Origin of the sequence: Micromonospora humida (assembly GCF_016901255.1) — a bacterium.
In the GTDB taxonomy this organism is placed as follows: Bacteria; Actinomycetota; Actinomycetes; order Mycobacteriales; family Micromonosporaceae; genus Micromonospora; species Micromonospora wenchangensis.
Genome location: NZ_JAFEUC010000014.1, coordinates 167,293 through 185,294 on the forward strand (window position 1 = coordinate 167,293; position 18,002 = coordinate 185,294).

Here is an 18,002-nt window from a genome sequence, read left to right on the forward strand (position 1 = left end):
TCTTGGGTGAGGAGGATTGGGTGGCGAGGCTCCGTGAGGGCTGCCAAATTCCATACGAGCGGGGGTGCTGCTGGAGTGCCATGATGGATTTGAGTGGCCGTCTCTTCGGGGGGTGCTGCTTAGGAAGGAAGGTGGGGGAGGCGGAAAGGGGGACCCGGGGGTATTTTGTGGGGTAGTGCCGGGCGTTCCTTGTGCGGCCGAGGGGGGAAAGGTAGTTCCGGTGCCTGCGTTCCCCAGAATGGGGCCCGTGTGATGGATTCCTGTGGTCGATGCCATTCGCGCGTGCACGCCCGCTTTGGTCTTTTCTAGCCGACCCTCCTGGCGGGCAATGGGCACTGGCAAAATCGGTGGAATGGCAGGTTCCGGATAAGATCCATATATGTCAGGATTGCTCTGATCTACCCCTGGGATTGGTTTTGGTCTAGGTGGGGGTTTTTGGAGCATGGCTTGGGCCTGTTGGAGTTCGCCGCTGAGCCCGAACATCAATCCCCGTGCCTGCACGTTGAGCCGTTCGAGGTCCGCGTCGGTCACCGGCGGGTCCACCACCCGACTGCCCGCCGCCGCCCGGGGGTCGGCCAACGTCGCTTCGTACCCGCGCTTGCGGGCGAGCTTTTCGGCGTAGTCGTCGCGTATCCGCTTGAGTTCGGGCCTGGTGCTGTCGATGGCGCGGGCGACGGCGGCGAGGGCGTCGTGGTTGGCGGCCGCCGTGTCGTGGGTGCGCTGCACCCTGCCGATCAGCTCGTCGAGTTCCCCGAGGTACGTCCTGGCGGCGGCGTTCGTGGCCGGTGGCCAGGCCTCGGCGAGGCCGGCGCGGTACTGCCGGAGTTGCCGCAGGTGGTTCTGGGCGAGTTCACAGACCTTGCGCCAGCCGGCGACGTGCTTCCAGTGTCCCGGCGTCTCCTGGTCCTGGAGACACGCCCACATGCTGAGCACGTCCATCAGTTGCCAGTCGGTGAGGCCGGACGTCCGGCCGCTGCCCCGTTCGATCACGGCAGCACCACCGGGCCCGGATTCTCGGGGCTGTTGGGTTCGGGGGCCGTCCACGAGGAACGGTCGGTGAGCGGGGCGGACGCGGCGATCCGCGGGTTGTGCAGGGCGCGTTCGACGTCGGCCACCCGGGCGTCGGCGAACGCGTCGGAGCCCTGGTAGTCGGTGGCGATCCGGTGCGCTGCGGCGGCCAGCCGGCCGGTGTTGCCGGCGAGCCCGTGCACCAGGTCGGAGGTGGCCTGCTGGGTCTCCCAGTGCGCCTGGAGGAAGTGCACCAGCTCGATGAAGGCGTCGCACGGGTTGGGCACGGCGGCGGTCATGTCGTCGGCGATGTACCGCAGGTGCGGCGTGTAGTTCCGGTCGACCTCGTTCTGGAGCCGGTCGGCGAACTCCCTCATCTGTCGGATGTCGGCCTCGATGCCGCCGTAGTCACCCACCCCGGAAGCTGGGCGGCCCTCCTCTGGGATCACTGGCCCTCCCGACCGTCACGACGCCATCTCCCAGAGTGAGATTAGTGGCAAGGTGTCGGTCTCGGCAGCCCCGCCCCGCGCAGTGGGGCGGCTGCGCGTACCCGGGCCGCGCAGCGGGGGAGAGCGTCAGCGGGGCAGGCCGGAGGCGCGCCAGGCACCGTGACCGGGCGCGGGGGCCGCGCCGGCCGGACGGGCGCTGCGCGCCCACGCGGACCTCGCCGCCGGCGGGGGCGGACCGGCCGGCCGGGAACGGAGCGCGATCGCGCCCACCAGCGCGGCCAGTTCCTCGGCGGTCGGGACTCCCCTGACGACCCGGAACAGCGGCTCTTCGGCAGACATGACGCCAGGGTACGCGTCGACAACTAGACCCACGTCGCACAGTGGCGTGCCGGCGGTGTACGCGTTGGTGGGGCCGGGTACCGTCTCACCGATGTCTGACGTGCCTTCCCAACTCGTCGCTGACCGGTACCGGCTGCTCTCGCCGCTCGGTCAGGGCGGCATGGGCCGGGTCTGGAAGGCCCGCGACGAGGTGCTGCACCGGGACGTCGCCATCAAGGAACTCGTCCCGCCGCCGAGCCTGACCGACGACGAGCGCCGCGAGATGCGGGAGCGGTCGTTGCGTGAGGCGCGGGCGATCGCCCGGCTCAACCACGTCAACGTGGTCCGCATCTTCGACGTGCTGCGCACCGACGGCGACCCGTGGATCGTCATGGAGTACGTGGCGTCGAAGTCGTTGCAGGACACCCTCGCCGAGGACGGTCCGGTGTCGCCGGCCCGCGCGGTGGAGATCGGCCTGGGCGTGCTGGGCGCGCTGAAGTCCGCCCACAAGGCCGGGGTGATGCACCGGGACGTCAAGCCGGGCAACGTGCTGCTCGGCACCGACGGCCGGGTGGTGCTGACCGATTTCGGACTGGCCACCATCCCCGGCGACCCGAACGTCACCCGTACCGGCATGGTGCTCGGCTCGCCGGCGTACATCGCGCCGGAGCGGGCCCGGGACGGCACCGCCGGGCCGGAGGCGGACCTCTGGTCGTTGGGGGCGACGCTCTACGCGGCGGTGGAGGGCAAGTCGCCGTACGCCCGGCCGTCGGCGATCGGCACCCTGGCCGCGCTGGCCACGGAGCCGCTGCCGCCGGCCAAGAACGCCGGCCCGTTGAAGCCGGTGCTGACCGGCCTGCTCCGTAAGGACCCGACCGAGCGGATCACCGCCGAGGTCGCCGAGCGCATGCTGCGCCGCGCCGCCGGCAAGCGGGCCCGGGGCATCTCCCTGCTCGACGGGGTACGCCGACCGGGGCCGAACGGTCCGCGTGAGCCGCGTACCCCGGTGGTGCCGGCGCCCCGACCGGCGCAGGGCGGGACCGGTGCGAAGACCTCGTCGTCCCTGGCCGCCGCTGCGGGAGCCGCCACCGGCACCGCCGCCGCGAAGGCGGCAGCCGCCAAGGCGGCGGCGGACAGCGCCACCACGACGGGTGGCGCGGCGGAGCCGACGGTCGTCACCGGGGCGTCGACAGTGGGTACGGACGCCACCGCGACGGTGCCGGCCGGGGTGGACGCCGGGCCCACCACGAAGGTCACCCCGCCGACCGGAGCCGACGCCGCGTCGACCGGCCCGGGAGATTCGGCCGATGCTCCTGCGACCGGCGAGGACGCTGCGTCGAGCGGCGAGGCTGTCGCACCGGCCGACGCGGACGCCGCACCGACCAGCAAGATCGACACCCCGGTCCGGGCCGACCAGCCCGCGCCGGCCAACCCCACCGCCGTGCTGGACGCGCCGGTAAGCCCGCCCGCCGGGTCCGCCGGGGTCGCCTCCGTCCCGGTGTACGACGGGACGCCGCCGGACCACAAGCGCCGTAACCTGTTGATCGGCGCGCTGGTCGCGGTGCTGCTGGTGGGCCTGGCGCTGGCCGTCCCGCTGCTCACCCGCTCCGACGACCCGGGGAACGGCACGCCGCAGGCCACCGACCCGACGAGCGCCGCCGCGTCCTCCGCCGCCCCCACGTCGGCTCCGGCACCCCCGCCCCCGACGAGCGCCGCGCCCAGCCCGACGCCGTCGCCCACCCCTTCCACCGACCCGAACGCGTTGCCTGAGGGTTGGGAGATGTACCAGGGGCCGACGTTCAAAGTCCCGGTGCCGAAGGGTTGGCGGCGCAGCGTCCGTTCCGACGCGGTGGTCATCACCGAGCCGAACGGGGTTCGGGAACTGCTCATCCAGTGGACGTCCAGTCCGAAGAAGGACGCGGTCGTCGACTGGAAGGGCCAGGAACCGAACCGCCGCAACATCGTCAACAACTACGAGTACATCGACATCAAGGCGTGCGGCGGCTACCGCACCTGCGCCGACTGGGACTGGTTGGAGACCCGGGACAACACCCGTATCCACGTCCGCAACCGGGGGTTCGTCACCGCCACCAACCGGGGGTACGCGATCCGCTGGGAGGTGGCGGCGAAGGACTGGAACGCCAACCTGGCCAACTTCGCCCTGATCACCAGCCGGTTCGTCCCGGACCGGAAGAACTGACCCCGGGGGATTCCCGCCGGGGGTGAAATCGTTTCGCATGACTTTCCGTCATCCGGGGTATCTGACCCGGGACGACGGAAGGAGGTAGCGAGATGAGTTACCGACGCAGGGACGCCCGGCCGAGACTGGCACTGTGGATGCTCGTCGCCCTCGGCGACGTCGTCCTGCTGCTGCTCAGCGCCGGCGTGGCCGTGCTGGTCGTGTCGATCGCCGTCGTGACGGTCGCCGCCGCCGGGGTCGCCGCCTGGCGGCTGAGCCGACGGACCGCGATGCCCACCGCCACGGATGCCGTGACCATGCCGTTGACCAGCCGGAAGAGTGCCTGACCCGACGTGGTCCACGACCTACGACGGCGGCAGCCGGACCAGCCATCGACCGTACGGTGATGACCGGTCCCGCTGCCGCCGAGCCGTGTCCGGGGGCGATCAGGTGTTGTTCGCCAGCGCGATCAGCCGGGAGCGGTCGCCGTTCCAGTAGTTGCGGTCGACGCCGCCACTGATCCCGGGGACGCTGCCGGTGCTGGTGTACTGCCAGAAGCTCCAGACCGGGGCGCCGGCCGGCAGGGTGCCCGGCGAGCTCGACCAGCGGGCCAGCCAGAGCGGGTGGTTGCCCCACGGGCCCGTCCAGCTGCCGGTGCACTGGTTCCACCAGCTCGTGGTGGTGTAGATGACCGCGTACCGGCCGGTGCGGGAGCGGTAGGTGTTGAGGAAGTCCTGGATCCAGTTGCGCATCCCGGTGGTGGACAGCCCGTAGCAGGTGCCGCCGCTGTACGGGTTGGCCTCGACGTCGAGCGCGGCCGGCAGGGTGCGGCTGTCCGCCGACCAGGCCCCGCCGTTGCTGGCGAGGTAGCCGGCCTGGGCGGCCCCGGAGGAGATGTTCGGTCGGGCGAAGTGGTAGGCGCCCCGGATCACCCCGGCGTTGTAGGCGTTGACGTAGTTGGCGTTGAAGTTCGGGTCCTTGTAGCTCGTACCCTCGGTGGCCTTGATGAAGGCGAACTCGATTCCGGCGTTGCGGACACTGGTCCAGTTGATGGAGCCCTGGTAGTGGGAGACGTCGACGCCGGCGGTGGTGGCGGCGGCCGCGGGTCCGGCCGTGACGACGAGGGCCGCGGCCGCGGTGGCGGCCACGGTGAGACCGGCGGCGAACAGCCGGCGCAACGACAATCTGGTACGGGTCATGGATTCCTCCAGGGACGCCAATCGATTGACGCCAATCTTTGGAGATTCCTGCCCTTGATCGCAAGGGGCCCTAAGGAAACTTTCATCGACAAGGGTCGAGTCGATGTCCGGTGATCCGGACCGGTCAGGGCAGGTCGGAGGTGGTATCAGACGGCGGGCCGGCTCAGCGCAGCGTGGCCGGGTCGAGCTGCCACCGGAACGGTTCGGCCAGGGTCAGCGTCTCGCCGGCCTTCGCCACCTGGTCCTCCACGTAGTGCCTGCCGTCGAGCCGGTGGAGCCGCAACGAGTGGGCGTCACCGTCCTGCTCGACCAGCAGGTACCACGGGATGCCGGCGAGCGCGTAGAGCTGCATCTTGACCAGCCGGTCGGCGGCGGCGTTGCCCGGGGAGACGATCTCGCAGACCAGCGCCACCTCACCGGCCTCGACCACCGTGCCCTCGTCGTCGGTGTCGGCGACCACCACGTCGGGAATGACGATCCGGTCCACCCCGAGCCGGAGGTTCACCGCCTCGAACACCAACAGCCGACCTGCCGCGGCCTCGACGCTGTTGGCCAGCAGGCGGGACACCCGCTGGTGCCGCTTGCTCGGGGCAGGGCTCACGATCAGGCTCCCGTCGAGCAGTTCGATCCGGTTCGGGGTGTCGCCCATGGCGAGGTAGTCGGCCTCGGTCCAGAGGCCGACGTGGTGTTCCAGGGGAGTCGCGCTCACCGACCCTCACCTCCCGCTCCGCTCGCCGCCCGGTCAGCCTCACACGATACGAGGCGACGACCGTCGAGCGACACGAACCGGCCGGGTAGGCTCCCCGGCCATGGTGTCGATCGACGGGCTGGGCGACCTCTGGGACCGGCTGTTCAGCGCCCAACCCGACCCGCCGCCCCTGCTGGTGGTGCTCACCGCCGTGGCCGCGCTGGTGGTCGTCGCGGTCCGGTCGTCCTGGCGGGTCGCCCGCAACGCGGTGACCATCGCCCACGAGGGCGGTCACGCCCTGGCGGCGCTGCTCACCGGACGGCGGCTGCACGGCATCCGGCTGCACTCGGACACCTCCGGCCTCACCCTCAGCGCCGGCCGCCCCACCGGCCCCGGCATGATCCTCACCCTGCTCGCCGGGTACGTCGCGCCGTCGCTGGTCGGCCTGGGCGGTGCCTGGCTGCTCGGCGGCAACCGGATCACCCTGCTGCTCTGGGTCGCGGTCGCGCTGCTGCTCGCCATGCTGCTGCTCGTCCGCAACGTGTTCGGGGCGCTGTCCCTGCTGGTCACCGGCGGGGTGGTGCTCGTCGTCTCCTGGTACGCCACCGCGCAGGTGCAGGCCGTGTTCGCCTGGACCTCGGTCTGGTTCCTGCTGTTCGGCGGCGTCCGGCCGGTCTTCGAGCTGCAACGGCTGCGCAGCCGGGGCCGGATGCCCGAATCCGACGCGGACCAGTTGGCCCACCTGACGCCCTTCCCGGCGCTGCTCTGGGTGTTCGTCTTCGGGCTGGTCAACCTGTTCGCCCTCGCCGTCGGCGCGGTCCTGCTCGCCGGTCCGTTGCTCGCCGAGGCGGGCATCCCGCTCTGACCCCGGTGCGGGCATCCCGCTTCGACCGGGCGGCCACTCCGCGCTGACCGAGAGCGGGCCGGGTGACCGGTGGCACCCCGACGTCGGGTCGCCCACCTGGGCGGATGCGGGCAGAATCGGTCGGATGCGATACCTGATCATCGGAGCGGGCGCGGTCGGCGGCACCATCGGCGTACTGCTGGGGGAGGCCGGCCGGGACGTGACGCTGGTGGCGCGCGGGCCGCACCTGGCGGCGATCCGACGCGACGGGCTCACCCTGCGCACCCCCGAACGGTCGGTGACCTGGCGGGGGCCGGCCACCGACGGGCCGGGGACCGAGCCGCTGCCCGCCGACACCGTGCTGGTGCTGACGGTCAAGTCGCAGCACACCTGGGCGGCCCTGGACACCTGGGCGGACGCCCCGGTCGCCGGCGGCGGTACGGCGGGACAGCGGCTGCCCCTGTTCACCGCGCAGAACGGGGTGGCCAACGAGCCCACCGCGCTGCGGCTGTTCGCGCACGTGCATCCGGTCTGCGTGTGGCTGCCGGCCACCCATCTCGACCCGGGCGTGGTGATCGCCAGCGGCCACCCGTACCCGGGGATGTTGCACGTGGGCCGCTACCCGGGCGGTGCCGACGAGGTCGACGCGGCGGTGGCGGCGGACCTGACCGCCGCCGGTTTCCTCGCCCCCGTCCGGGACGACGTGCTGCGGTGGAAGTACGGCAAGCTGCTCAACAACCTCGGCAACGGGGTGCAGGCCCTGTTCGGCGCCGGCCTGCCGGACTGGCTGCTCGACCGGGTCCGGGCCGAGGGGGTCGCCGTGCTCGCCGCCGCGGGCATCGCCCACCCCTCCGACGAGGAGGAACGCGCCGAACGCGGGGACCGGGTCGGCACCCGGCCGGTCGACGGGCAACCGCGCAGCGGCAGCTCCACCTGGCAGAGCCTGACCCGGGCGGCCGGCACCACCGAGGTCGACCACCTCAACGGCGAGATCGTGCTGCTCGGCCGCCGGTACGGGGTGCCCACGCCGGCCAACGCCGCCGTGCAGACGGCGGTCCGGCGGCTGGCCCGGGAACGCCGCCCCGCCGGCACCTTCCCGCTCGCCGAGCTGACCGACCTGCTGGAGCGGGCAGAATGACCGGCTGAGCACGCAACCCACCGGGGCGCGGCACGCGTGTCACCTCTGACCGCCACGGGGGAGGTAACCAGGGTGCCGGACGTCGACGGCTTCGACGAGTTCTACCGGGGCAGCCGGCAACGGCTGCTCGGCTTCGTCTACGCGCTCACCGGCAACCTGGCCGAGGCGCAGGACGCCGTGCAGGAGGCGTACATCCGGGCCTGGCAACGCTGGTCGACGGTGAGCGGCTACGACGACCCGGAAGCCTGGGTACGCGTGGTGGCCTCCCGGATCGCGGTGAGCCGGTGGCGCAGCCTGCGCAGCCGGGCCCGCGCCTACCTGCGGCACGGGGTGACGACCGAGAGCGTGCCCGGCCCCGGCACCGAAACCCTGGAGGTGGTCGCCGCCCTGCGGCAACTACCCGAGGAGCAGCGCACCGCGCTCGCCCTCTACTACCTGCTCGGCATGCCCGTGGCCGAGGTGGCCCGGGAGACCGCCGCCCCGGTGGGCACGGTCAAGGCCCGGCTCTCCCGGGGGCGTACCGCGCTCGCCGGGCTGCTCGCCGGTGGCGATCTGGAGGAGGTCCGATGAGTGAGGAGCTGACCTTCGTCGACCGGCTGCACCGGGACCTGCGCGAGGTCCGCTGGCCCGAGCCGGCGGAGCTGCGGGCCCGCGCCCGCCGCCGCAGCCGTCGTACGGCGGTGCTGTCGACGGCGACGGTGCTCGTCGTGCTGGCCGGTGCCGCCGTGGCGGCACGGGAGCGGCCCACCGGGCCGGCGACGCCCACCGCCCCGGTCGCGGCCCCCGGGCCCGCCCCGGTTCGGACGGAGATCCCTCTCGACGCCCTGCTGACCCCCGCCGACCTGCCCACCAAGACCGGCGAGCGGCTCGGTAACACCGGCCTGGGGGAGGCCGTCCGGATCGACCCGCTGCTCGAATCGTGTGGGCGGGAACGCGACGTCAGCGCCCAACTGTCGGTGTCCCGCGCCTCCCGGTCGCAGACCCTGCTCCGCCCGACGACCCGGGCCGGCGGGCCGGCCACGCCCGTGCTCAGCCAGGACGTCTACCGCATCGACCTGCCCCGGGGGCGGTGGCTGTTCGGCGAGATCGACCGGCTGCTCAACGCCTGCGCCGAGTGGACCCTCAACGCGTCCACCCTCGCCGCCGACCAGCAGCCGGTGGCCACCGAACAGGAACACCGTTGGGAGCCGGCGGCGCGGGACTTCGCCGGTGACCAGTCGGTGCTGCTGCGGCACGTCGCGTCGCAACCCCGGGCGCAGACCGGCGGACGACCGGTCGGCGCGGCGGCGAGCATCGAGACCACCCTGGTGGTCCGGGTCGGTGACCTGGTCACCGTGGTGGTGCCCGCCCCGGACACGGTCGCCGACCGGGTCGACGGCACCGGGCCGGGGATGAGCCAGCCCGACCTGCTCGCGCTGGGCGGAACTGCCGCGAAACGCCTCTGCCCGGCCGCCGACACCCCCTGCTGATGCGCGGGGACGCCCCGATCCCGCGCGGCGGGCGGCTACAGCGGGATGTTGCCGTGCTTCTTCGGCGGCAACGTCTCCCGCTTGGTCCGTAGCACCCGCAGCGCCCGGACGATCTGGGTCCGGGTCTCGTGCGGCGGGATCACCGCGTCGACGTACCCGCGTTCGGCGGCGACGTACGGGTTGGCCAGGGTGTCCTCGTACTCGGCGATCCGCTCGGCGCGGACGGCGGCCGGGTCCTCGGCGGCAGCCAGCTCCTGCCGGTAGAGGATGTTCACCGCGCCCTGCGCGCCCATCACCGCGATCTGCGCCGTCGGCCAGGCGAAGTTGAGGTCCGCCCCGAGGTGCTTGGAGCCCATCACGTCGTACGCCCCGCCGTACGCCTTGCGGGTGATCACGGTGACCTTCGGGACGGTCGCCTCGGCGTACGCGTAGAGGAGTTTCGCGCCCCGGCGGATGATGCCGTCCCACTCCTGGCCGGTGCCGGGCAGGAAGCCGGGAACGTCCACGAAGGTCAGCACCGGGATGTTGAACGCGTCGCAGGTGCGCACGAACCGGGCTGCCTTCTCGGAGGCGGCGATGTCCAGGGTGCCGGCGAAGTGCATCGGCTGGTTGGCGACCACCCCGACGGGACGGCCCTCGACCCGGCCGTAGCCGACCACGATGTTCTGCGCGTAGAGCGGCTGCACCTCCAGGAACTCACCGTCGTCGAGGACGTGCGCGATGACCCGGTGCATGTCGTACGGCTGGTTGGCCGAGTCGGGGATCAGCGTGTCCAGTTCCCGGTCGGCGTCGGTGACGTCGAGGTCGGTCGGCGCGTCGAGGACCACCGGCTCGTCGAGGTTGTTCGACGGCAGGTAGGACAGCAGCGCCTTGACGTAGTCGACCGCGTCGTCCTCGTCGGTGGCGAGGTAGTGCGCGTTGCCGCTGCGCGTGTTGTGGGTACGCGCGCCGCCCAGCTCCTCCATCGCCACGTCCTCGCCGGTGACCGTCTTGATGACGTCCGGGCCGGTGATGAACATGTGCGAGGTCTGGTCGACCATCACGGTGAAGTCGGTGACCGCCGGGGAGTAGACCGCGCCGCCCGCGCACGGGCCCATGATCAGGGAGATCTGCGGGATGACCCCGCTGGCCCGCACGTTGCGGAAGAAGATCTCGCCGTAGAGGCCGAGCGAGACGACGCCCTCCTGGATGCGTGCCCCGCCGGAGTCGTTGATCCCGACCACCGGGCAGCCGATCTTCATGGCCAGGTCCATCACCTTGACGATCTTCTCCCCGAAGACCTCGCCGAGGGAGCCGCCGAAGACGGTGAAGTCCTGCGCGAAGACGCAGACCTGCCGGCCGTCGACGGTGCCGTAGCCGGTGACCACCCCGTCGCCGTACGGGCGGGTGCGGTCCAGCCCGAAGTTGGTGGACCGGTGTCGGGCGAACTCGTCCAGCTCGACGAAGGAGCCCTCGTCCAGGAGCATGTCGATCCGCTCCCGGGCGGTCTTCTTGCCCCGCGCGTGCTGCTTCTCGACGCCGCGCGCTCCCGCGTGCACCGCCTCGTCGACCCGGCGCTCCAGGTCCGCCAGCTTGCCCGCGGTGCTGTGGATGTTGGTCCCGGTCTCGGTAGTCACCCTGGGAATATAACGATGGTTCAGGCCGACGCCGCTGTGCAGTACGCCTCAGTAGCTTCCGCCGGAGGCTGGTCAGGCGCGCGTGTCGACCGGGCCCGTAGGCTGGCGGGATGCCGGGTTCGCCGTACACCGATCTGGACCGACCGCCGCTGTCGGCGGCGCGGCTGTCCCGGGCGCTGACCGCGCCGTCGGGCCCCTGGCGTCGGCTGGATCTGCGGCCGGAGACCGGCTCGACCAACGCCGACGCGGCCGACGCCGCGCGGGCCGGCGAGCCGGAGGGCCTGGTCGTGGTCGCCGAGCGGCAGACCGCGGGCCGGGGCCGACGCGGCCGGGCCTGGCAGTCGCCGCCCCGGGCGGGTCTCGCGACGAGCGTGCTGCTGCGGCCGGGCGAGCCCGTCGCCGACCGCGACTGGCCGCCGGCCGCCCCCACCGGGTACGGCTGGCTGCCGCTGCTCGCCGGGGTCGCGCTGGTCGAGGCGGTCTCCCGGCTGGCCGAACTGGACGCCGGTCTGAAGTGGCCCAACGATCTGCTGATCGGAGACGCCAAGTGCGCCGGCATCCTGGCCGAGGCGGTGCCGGCCGCTGGTGCGGCGGAGCCCCCCGCGATCGTGCTCGGAGTCGGGTTGAACGTGACGCTGCGCGCCGACGAGCTGCCGGAGAACCCGACCGGGCTGCCGGCGACCTCGCTGCAACTCGCCGGTGCCACCGCGACCGACCGGGACCCGCTGCTGCGGGCGCTGCTGCGCGCCCTCGCCGACTGGTACGACAGGTGGCGGCTGGCCGGCGGGGACGCCGACGCGTGCGGCCTGCGCGCGGCGTACCTGGCCTCCTGCGTCACGGTCGGCCGCCGGGTGCGGGTGCTGCTGCCCGACGGCACCGACCTGACCGGGCTCGCCACCGGGGTGGACGCCGACGGGCACCTGCTCGTCGACACCGCCGCCGGACAGCGCCGGCTGGCGGCCGGGGACGTGCTGCACCTGCGGTGACCGGCGGGCCTTCGGTCGGTTCGTGCGCGGGGTGCACGGCGGGCCGCGCGGCTGATCCGGTGGGTCGCCCCGACCGGTTACGGTCAGCGCGTCCGATTGTCGCCGAGGAGGTTCCCGTGGCGTTCCCCGAAGACGTGCTCACCGAGGACGAGCACGTCGTCCTGCACCTGCACCCGCACTGGAAGGCGCTGATGCGGCCGGTCCTGGTGCTGGTCCTCGGTGTCGCGGCGGTGGTGGCGGGCTGGCTCCTGCTGCCCGACGGCGACGGTGGCGCGCTCGTGCTCGCCGTGCTCGCCGGTCTGTTCCTGATCGCGGTGCTCTGGCTGGGGTTGTGGCCGTTCCTGGTCTGGCGCAGCACGCACTACCTGTTCACCAACGAGCGGGTGCTGCTCCAGGAGGGTGTCTTCTCCCGGCACCGGCGGGACCTGCCGCTGGCCCGGATCAACGACCACTCGATGACCCAGCGGTTCACCGAACGGCTGCTGGGCTGCGGCACGCTCACCATCGAGTCGGCAGGCGAGCGGGGGCAGTCGGTGCTCGTCGACGTGCCCCGGGTCGACCGGGTGCAGACCACCCTCTACGAGCTGGTGGAGGCGCAGCACGACAAGCACACGCTGGGCGACGGGGAGATGCGCGACATCCTGGCCGACATGCGGGAGGGCAAGCCGTTGCGGGACACCACCGGCTGATCCTGCGGCCCGCCGGCCCCGGGTCTCCCCGGGGCCGGTCAGGGGCGCGGCGTGCGGGGGGTGGTGCCGGCGTGCAGCTCGGCGGCCAGTTCCGCCCCCAGGTCACCGCCGGCGGTGGCGGGGCCGAGGGTGCCGCCCCGGCCCTGCTTGAACACCGGTTCGGCGGTCGGGGCCGGCGTCCCGGTGGCCGGGGTGGTGTGGTCCTCGGCCCGGCTCTGGGCCTCTTCCAGCTCGCTGACCGATTCGGCCAGCTCGGCGACCGGGTCCAGCTCGGCCATCGTGTCCCACTCGTCGCGCTTGATGGAGTGCCAGGTCTCCTCGGCGTGCTTGGGGACCGGCTGGAAGACGAAGGTCCGGTAGGACCAGAACCGGAACAGGGTGGCGAGCAGCACGCCGCCGGTCTTGGCCACGTTGAGCGCGAGCAGGCTGTTGAACCCGAGGCCGTACTTGGCGGCGGCGAGGACGCCGAGTTCGATGATCAGACCGGCACCGTTGAACAGGAAAAACAGGGCGTATTCGCGCTGGAGTGCCGCTTTCGGTCGATCCCGGTACGTCCAGTGACGATTCATCAGATACGACGTGATCGTCGCCACGATGGTGGCGATGACCGTCGCCTTCAGTTGACCGTCGACAAAAACGGTGAGTGCCAGAGCATTGAACACCGCGTAATTGATGACGGTGTTGACGCCCCCGACGATGCCGAATTTGAGCGCCTCGCGGATGAACTTCTGCCAGCGCTCGGGCAGCAGACGGACAAGACGCATGCGCAACACCTTAGGGCTGAGGACGGTGCCGGGAACTCCGGCTGGACGGGATGGGCGACCGGTCACGACCCGGACGACGGGTCGCTGGTCGCCTCCGTGACGGCGGGAGTTCCCGCTTCGACGAAGACGAACCGTCGGTACGACCAGAACCGGAACAGCGTGCCGAGGGCGGTGCCCACCACGTAGCTGGCGATGTTGTCGGCCAGCGGGGTGCGGAACACGCCGGGCCAGATGCTGCCCAGCCCGTACCTGCTGCCCGCCAGGCAGGCCACCGCGATGCCCAGGCCGACCGCGTTGAAGAAGAAGAACAGCGCGTACTCGCGGGCCGGATTGGAGCGGACCCGGTGCCGCCAGGTCCAGAACCGGTTACCCACGAAGGCGACGGTCGCCGCGATCACCGTGGAGACGACCCGCGCGGTCACCGGCTCGACGCCGCGCCCCAGCGTGAGGTAGTTGAACAGCGCGAAGTCGACCAGGAAGGCCACCCCGCCCACGGTGGCGAACTTGCTCAACTCACGCAGCAGGTGGCCGAACCTGTCCAGCAGCGTACGAACCAGACCCGGGCGGGTCTGCGGGGCACCCGGCTGGTCCCCGGTCATCGTCGCGGCCACCTCGCGAGCGTACCGGTAACCGGCGTCGCGGACGGGGCGCCACCGGCGAGCCGCCGCCGCGCCGTGGGTCGACCCGGGTCCCCCACCGTCCGCGGGGCGTTCCCGCGTCCGTCGACAGTTCGTCGAAGGATTTGCGTGAAAGTGCGCGTGAAAGCGGGTATCAGCTCGTGTTACCGCAGCCGGGCCGCACCTTGTGCAGTTCTTCACAACCAGTCCCACTGACTCGCGGGTCCGCCCGGTTTACGCTGAGGCCAATCCCAGGTTTCCACGAAGGCGACGCGGCCCGCGTCCGCCGAGACTCGTGCATCCCATAAATCGGTCAGCGTCGACCACAAGGAGATGAGTCATGGTTGCTCCGGCTACTGTGCGGGGGATCGATCAGGCCCCCACGACCCACCCCAAGCTGCTCGCCTGGGTCCGGGAGATCGCGGAACTCACCACCCCCGACCGGGTGGTCTGGGTGGACGGGTCCGACGAGGAGTGGCGGCGTCTCACCGACGAACTCGTCGACAACGGCACCCTCGTCCGGTTGAACCCGGAAAAGAAGCCGAACTCCTTCTACGCCCGCACCGATCCCACGGACGTCGCCCGGGTGGAGGAACGCACCTTCATCTGTTCCGTGGACGAGGCGGACGCCGGCCCCACCAACAACTGGATGGCGCCGGCCGAGATGAAGCGGACGATGACCGAGCTGTACCGGGGTGCGATGCGCGGCCGGACGATGTACGTCATCCCCTTCTGCATGGGCCCGGTCGAGGCCGAGAACCCGATGTTCGGCGTCGAGATCACCGACAGCCCGTACGTGGTCGCCTCGATGCGGATCATGACCCGGATGGGCGCCAGTGTGCTCGACGCGATGGGCGACGACGCCGACTTCGTGCACGCACTGCACTCCATCGGCGCCCCGCTCGCCCCCGGCCAGTCCGACGTCGCCTGGCCGTGCAACGAGACGAAGTACATCTCGCACTTCCCGGAGACCCGGGAGATCTGGTCCTTCGGCTCCGGGTACGGCGGCAACTCGCTGCTCGGCAAGAAGTGCTACTCGCTGCGGATCGCCAGCGTGATGGGGCGCGACGAGGGCTGGCTCGCCGAGCACATGCTGATCCTGAAGATCACCTCTCCGGAGGGGAAGGTCTACCACGTGGCGGGCGCGTTCCCGTCCGCCTGCGGCAAGACCAACCTGGCGATGCTGGAGCCGACCATCCCCGGCTGGAAGGTCGAGACCATCGGCGACGACATCGCCTGGATGCGGTTCGGCCCTGACGGCCGCCTCTACGCGGTCAACCCGGAGTACGGCCTGTTCGGCGTCGCCCCGGGCACCGACTGGAAGACCAACGCCAACGCGATGCGGACGCTGGACCGGGGCAACTCGATCTTCACCAACGTCGCCCTCACCGACGACGGCGACATCTGGTGGGAGGGCATGGGCGAGCCGCCGGCCCACCTGATCGACTGGAAGGGCAACGACTGGACGCCGGAGAGCGAGAACCTCTCCTCCCACGCGAACAGCCGGTTCTGCACCCCGATCACCCAGTGCCCGATCCTGGCCGACGACTACTTCGACCCGAACGGCGTGCCGATCGACGCGATCCTGTTCGGCGGCCGCCGCCGGGACACCATCCCGCTGGTCACCGAGGCCCGCGACTGGGTGCACGGGGTGTACCTGGGGGCGACGCTGTCCTCGGAGACCACCGCCGCCGCGTCCGGTGCGGTCGGCGTGGTGCGCCGCGACCCGATGGCGATGCTGCCGTTCATCGGCTACCACGCCGGCGACTACTTCAACCACTGGATCGAGATGGGCAAGGGTGTCGACGGCGACGCCGCCAAGCTGCCCAAGATCTACTACGTGAACTGGTTCCGCAAGGACGCCGAGGGCAACTTCCTCTGGCCCGGCTTCGGTGAGAACTCGCGGGTGCTCAAGTGGGTCGTCGAGCGGATCGAGGGCAGCGCCGACGCGGTCGAGACCCCGATCGGTATGGTCCCCACCGCCGACGCGCTGGACGTCGACGGGCTCGACATGACCCCGGAGGACGTCCGGATCGCCCTCAAGGTCGACCCGCAGGAGTGGCGTAACGAGCTGCCGCTGGTCACCGAGTGGTTCGAGAAGTTCGGTGACAAGCTGCCGGCCGTCCTCTGGTCGGAGCTGGACGCGCTGCGCGCCCGACTCGACGCGGAGCAGCCCCGGTAACAGGTGTGCCGGTCGCCCGTACCGGGCAAGACCGCAAGTCATGAGGACGGCCGCCGTGACCCCACCGGTCCGGCGGCCGTCCGCCGTCCGGGTGCTGACCACCCTGCTCGCGTCGACCGCCGCCGCCACCGTCGCGGTCGAGCTGCTCAACTGGTGGTACGCCCCGGAGCAGGAGTTCGGCCTGGCGGTCCGCACCGGTTGGGCGATGCTGCGGTCGCTGGGTTTCCTGGTGCTGATCGGGCAGGTGAACCGGGGGCGGGCCGGGGCGCGGCCGTTCGGGCTGATCCTCGCCGTGACCACCGTCTTCGCGGTCGGCCGGCTGGTGGTGCCCCGGCAGGGTGTCCCACCGCTGCCCGGCCTGGTCGGCTTCGCCGTGCTCACCGCGCTCTGCCTCGCCGTGGTCGTGCTGCTCTACCGCAGCGAGGCGGTCGCCGGGCACCTGGTGCGCCACCGCAAGGGCCTGGTCGTCGAGGGCGGGACGATCACCTGGCGGGAGGTGGCCCCGAAACGCCCCCAGGTCACCGCCTGGCTGCTGACCAGCCGGGTGGCCGCGTTCACGTACAGCCCGCTGATGCTGGTGCCGGCGCTGGTGGCCGGCGGTGCGGTGCTGGACGGCCGGCTCGCCGTCGTCCCGGTGGTGCTGGCCTGGTTCGCCGCCGGCATCGTGGTCAGCTACCTGGTGCTGTTCTGTACGGCGTTCCTGCTGCGCGGCAGGCGGTGGGCCCGCCGCCTGCTGGTGACGATCACCCTGGGCGTGCTCGCGGTGAACCTGCCGCTGTGCTGGTGGCTGCTCGGCCTGGACGGCCTGATCCGCGACGGCGCACCCCTGCTGGCCGCGGCCACCCTGGCCCTCTACGCCCTGCACCGCGCCCCCGACACCCCCACCGTCCCGCCCCGGTGAGACCGCACGCCCCGCCCCCGCCCTCCCGCCCCGGCCCCGGTGATCAAGAGATTTGGGTCAGTGGACGGCCCGCCGACGACGTATTTCTCTTGATCACGCACGGAGTGCGCCACCGAGGCACTGATGTTCGGTGTGGGTCGCTACCCTGCAAGGTGATGACTCTGCGGAAACTCCTCTACTCCGTCTACGAGCGCCGGCTGACGGCCAGGCTCGCGGGTCGACCGGTGCCCCGCCACGTCGGCGTGATGTGCGACGGCAACCGCCGGTGGGCGCGGGAGATGGGCCTCGTCGACCCGAACGACGGGCACCGGATGGGTGCCGAGCGGATCAAGGAGCTGCTGCGCTGGTGCGACGCGGCCGGTGTCGGCCACGTCACGCTCTGGCTGCTCTCCACCGACAACCTGTCCCGGCCGGCGGAGGAACTCGACCCGCTGCTCCAGATCATCGAGGATCTCAGCACCGAGCTGGCCGAGGAGGGCAACCCCTGGCGGCTGCGGATGGTCGGCGCGCTCGACGTGCTGCCCACCCAGCACGCCCAGGCGCTCAAGGCCGCCGAGGAACGCACCCGGGAACGCGCCGGCGGCGCGCAGGTCAACATCGCCGTCGGCTACGGCGGCCGGCGCGAGATCACCGACGCGGTGCGGTCGCTGCTGGTGGAGCACGCGGCCAAGGGTGGAACCATCGAGGAGCTGGCCGGCACGCTGGACGTCGACCACATCTCCGAGCACCTCTACACCCGGGGCCTGCCCGACCCGGATCTGATCATCCGGACCAGCGGCGAGCAGCGCCTGTCCGGTTTCATGCTCTGGCAGTCGGCGCACTCGGAGTTCTATTTCTGCGAGCTGAACTGGCCCGACTTCCGGCGGGTCGACTTCCTGCGCGCACTGCGTTCCTACGGCACCCGGCAACGCCGCTACGGCACCTGACCCGCCGCCGCGCCCCGCCCCCGGCAGTC

Annotated in this window: 18 protein-coding genes; 11 read left to right on the forward strand and 7 right to left on the reverse strand. The window is 71.7% G+C overall.

Annotated features, from left to right (window positions below; all coding sequences use genetic code 11):
- Positions 1-986 precede the first annotated feature (986 nt).
- The gene (locus JQX11_RS25440; RefSeq protein WP_204927466.1) at positions 987-1,457 is read right to left on the reverse strand and encodes a hypothetical protein; all 471 of its coding nucleotides are present in this window, start codon (positions 1,455-1,457) and stop codon (positions 987-989) included.
- Positions 1,458-1,583: 126 nt separating this feature from the next.
- Positions 1,584-1,796, reverse strand: coding sequence for an acyl-CoA carboxylase epsilon subunit (locus tag JQX11_RS25445; protein WP_204927467.1), 213 nt, complete (start codon positions 1,794-1,796; stop codon positions 1,584-1,586).
- Between the two features lie 91 nt (positions 1,797-1,887).
- Here JQX11_RS25445 and JQX11_RS25450 point away from each other — a divergent pair, with 91 nt between their 5' ends.
- Together JQX11_RS25450 and JQX11_RS25455 are read left to right on the forward strand one after the other, a co-directional pair.
- Complete coding sequence (locus JQX11_RS25450) at positions 1,888-3,975, forward strand: serine/threonine-protein kinase (RefSeq protein ID WP_204927468.1); 2,088 nt, start codon at positions 1,888-1,890, stop codon at positions 3,973-3,975.
- 92 nt (positions 3,976-4,067) lie between these two features.
- Entirely contained in the window at positions 4,068-4,301 is a 234-nt protein-coding gene (locus tag JQX11_RS25455) for a hypothetical protein (RefSeq protein WP_204927469.1), read from the forward strand.
- 99 nt (positions 4,302-4,400) lie between these two features.
- Here the strand turns inward: JQX11_RS25455 and JQX11_RS25460 are convergent, their stop codons facing one another.
- Both JQX11_RS25460 and JQX11_RS25465 read right to left on the reverse strand, forming a co-directional pair.
- Entirely contained in the window at positions 4,401-5,153 is a 753-nt protein-coding gene (locus tag JQX11_RS25460; protein ID WP_204927470.1) for a GH25 family lysozyme, read from the reverse strand.
- A 163-nt stretch (positions 5,154-5,316) separates the two neighbouring features.
- Positions 5,317-5,862: a Uma2 family endonuclease gene (locus tag JQX11_RS25465; RefSeq protein WP_307826353.1), complete on the reverse strand. Its 546-nt coding sequence runs from the start codon at positions 5,860-5,862 to the stop codon at positions 5,317-5,319.
- Between the two features lie 100 nt (positions 5,863-5,962).
- Here JQX11_RS25465 and JQX11_RS25470 point away from each other — a divergent pair, with 100 nt between their 5' ends.
- The 4 genes from JQX11_RS25470 to JQX11_RS25485 all read left to right on the forward strand — a co-directional run bounded on the left by JQX11_RS25470 (position 5,963) and on the right by JQX11_RS25485 (position 9,292).
- Positions 5,963-6,706, forward strand: a complete 744-nt coding sequence (locus tag JQX11_RS25470) for a M50 family metallopeptidase (RefSeq protein ID WP_204927471.1) — start codon at positions 5,963-5,965, stop codon at positions 6,704-6,706.
- Between the two features lie 124 nt (positions 6,707-6,830).
- Positions 6,831-7,823 carry a ketopantoate reductase family protein gene (locus JQX11_RS25475; RefSeq protein ID WP_204927472.1) on the forward strand — a complete coding sequence of 331 codons (993 nt, stop codon included), beginning with the start codon at positions 6,831-6,833 and terminating at the stop codon, positions 7,821-7,823.
- 72 nt (positions 7,824-7,895) lie between these two features.
- Complete coding sequence (locus JQX11_RS25480) at positions 7,896-8,393, forward strand: SigE family RNA polymerase sigma factor (RefSeq protein WP_204927473.1); 498 nt, start codon at positions 7,896-7,898, stop codon at positions 8,391-8,393.
- The gene (locus JQX11_RS25485; RefSeq protein WP_204927474.1) at positions 8,390-9,292 is read left to right on the forward strand and encodes a hypothetical protein; all 903 of its coding nucleotides are present in this window, start codon (positions 8,390-8,392) and stop codon (positions 9,290-9,292) included. The genes JQX11_RS25480 and JQX11_RS25485 overlap by 4 nt, the downstream gene beginning before the upstream one ends.
- A 35-nt stretch (positions 9,293-9,327) precedes the next feature.
- Here the strand turns inward: JQX11_RS25485 and JQX11_RS25490 are convergent, their stop codons facing one another.
- Positions 9,328-10,908 (reverse strand): acyl-CoA carboxylase subunit beta, encoded by a 1,581-nt coding sequence (locus JQX11_RS25490; protein ID WP_204927475.1) that lies wholly within the window; start codon positions 10,906-10,908, stop codon positions 9,328-9,330.
- Positions 10,909-11,018: 110 nt separating this feature from the next.
- On the opposite strand from JQX11_RS25490, the gene JQX11_RS25495 reads away from it, so the two are divergent.
- Positions 11,019-11,894: a biotin--[acetyl-CoA-carboxylase] ligase gene (locus JQX11_RS25495; protein ID WP_204927476.1), complete on the forward strand. Its 876-nt coding sequence runs from the start codon at positions 11,019-11,021 to the stop codon at positions 11,892-11,894.
- 116 nt (positions 11,895-12,010) lie between these two features.
- Positions 12,011-12,583: a PH domain-containing protein gene (locus JQX11_RS25500; RefSeq protein WP_204927477.1), complete on the forward strand. Its 573-nt coding sequence runs from the start codon at positions 12,011-12,013 to the stop codon at positions 12,581-12,583.
- Positions 12,584-12,621: 38 nt separating this feature from the next.
- Here the strand turns inward: JQX11_RS25500 and JQX11_RS25505 are convergent, their stop codons facing one another.
- Together JQX11_RS25505 and JQX11_RS25510 are read right to left on the reverse strand one after the other, a co-directional pair.
- Entirely contained in the window at positions 12,622-13,347 is a 726-nt protein-coding gene (locus JQX11_RS25505) for a GtrA family protein (RefSeq protein ID WP_204927478.1), read from the reverse strand.
- 62 nt (positions 13,348-13,409) lie between these two features.
- Positions 13,410-13,946 carry a GtrA family protein gene (locus JQX11_RS25510; protein WP_232378585.1) on the reverse strand — a complete coding sequence of 179 codons (537 nt, stop codon included), beginning with the start codon at positions 13,944-13,946 and terminating at the stop codon, positions 13,410-13,412.
- Positions 13,947-14,304: 358 nt separating this feature from the next.
- On the opposite strand from JQX11_RS25510, the gene JQX11_RS25515 reads away from it, so the two are divergent.
- The 3 genes from JQX11_RS25515 to JQX11_RS25525 all read left to right on the forward strand — a co-directional run bounded on the left by JQX11_RS25515 (position 14,305) and on the right by JQX11_RS25525 (position 17,973).
- On the forward strand, positions 14,305-16,146 hold the full coding sequence (locus JQX11_RS25515) for a phosphoenolpyruvate carboxykinase (GTP) (protein ID WP_204927480.1): 1,842 nt from the start codon (positions 14,305-14,307) through the stop codon (positions 16,144-16,146).
- A gap of 40 nt (positions 16,147-16,186) precedes the next feature.
- Complete coding sequence (locus JQX11_RS25520; RefSeq protein WP_204927481.1) at positions 16,187-17,047, forward strand: hypothetical protein; 861 nt, start codon at positions 16,187-16,189, stop codon at positions 17,045-17,047.
- Positions 17,048-17,202: 155 nt separating this feature from the next.
- Positions 17,203-17,973 carry an isoprenyl transferase gene (locus JQX11_RS25525; RefSeq protein ID WP_204927482.1) on the forward strand — a complete coding sequence of 257 codons (771 nt, stop codon included), beginning with the start codon at positions 17,203-17,205 and terminating at the stop codon, positions 17,971-17,973.
- Positions 17,974-18,002 lie beyond the last annotated feature (29 nt).

Bases quoted from the DNA above. Each gene is read 5' to 3' on its own strand.
- JQX11_RS25520 (WP_204927481.1), top strand. From the start codon at position 16,187: ATGAGGACGGCCGCCGTGACCCCACCGGTCCGGCGGCCGTCCGCCGTC.
- JQX11_RS25515 (WP_204927480.1), top strand. From the start codon at position 14,305: ATGGTTGCTCCGGCTACTGTGCGGGGGATCGATCAGGCCCCCACGACC.
- JQX11_RS25450 (WP_204927468.1), top strand. From the start codon at position 1,888: ATGTCTGACGTGCCTTCCCAACTCGTCGCTGACCGGTACCGGCTGCTC.
- JQX11_RS25485 (WP_204927474.1), top strand. From the start codon at position 8,390: ATGAGTGAGGAGCTGACCTTCGTCGACCGGCTGCACCGGGACCTGCGC.
- JQX11_RS25510 (WP_232378585.1), bottom strand. From the start codon at position 13,946: ATGACCGGGGACCAGCCGGGTGCCCCGCAGACCCGCCCGGGTCTGGTT.
- JQX11_RS25525 (WP_204927482.1), top strand. From the start codon at position 17,203: ATGACTCTGCGGAAACTCCTCTACTCCGTCTACGAGCGCCGGCTGACG.
- JQX11_RS25495 (WP_204927476.1), top strand. From the start codon at position 11,019: ATGCCGGGTTCGCCGTACACCGATCTGGACCGACCGCCGCTGTCGGCG.
- JQX11_RS25505 (WP_204927478.1), bottom strand. From the start codon at position 13,347: ATGCGTCTTGTCCGTCTGCTGCCCGAGCGCTGGCAGAAGTTCATCCGC.
- JQX11_RS25460 (WP_204927470.1), bottom strand. From the start codon at position 5,153: ATGACCCGTACCAGATTGTCGTTGCGCCGGCTGTTCGCCGCCGGTCTC.
- JQX11_RS25455 (WP_204927469.1), top strand. From the start codon at position 4,068: ATGAGTTACCGACGCAGGGACGCCCGGCCGAGACTGGCACTGTGGATG.
- JQX11_RS25475 (WP_204927472.1), top strand. From the start codon at position 6,831: ATGCGATACCTGATCATCGGAGCGGGCGCGGTCGGCGGCACCATCGGC.
- JQX11_RS25470 (WP_204927471.1), top strand. From the start codon at position 5,963: ATGGTGTCGATCGACGGGCTGGGCGACCTCTGGGACCGGCTGTTCAGC.
- JQX11_RS25445 (WP_204927467.1), bottom strand. From the start codon at position 1,796: ATGTCTGCCGAAGAGCCGCTGTTCCGGGTCGTCAGGGGAGTCCCGACC.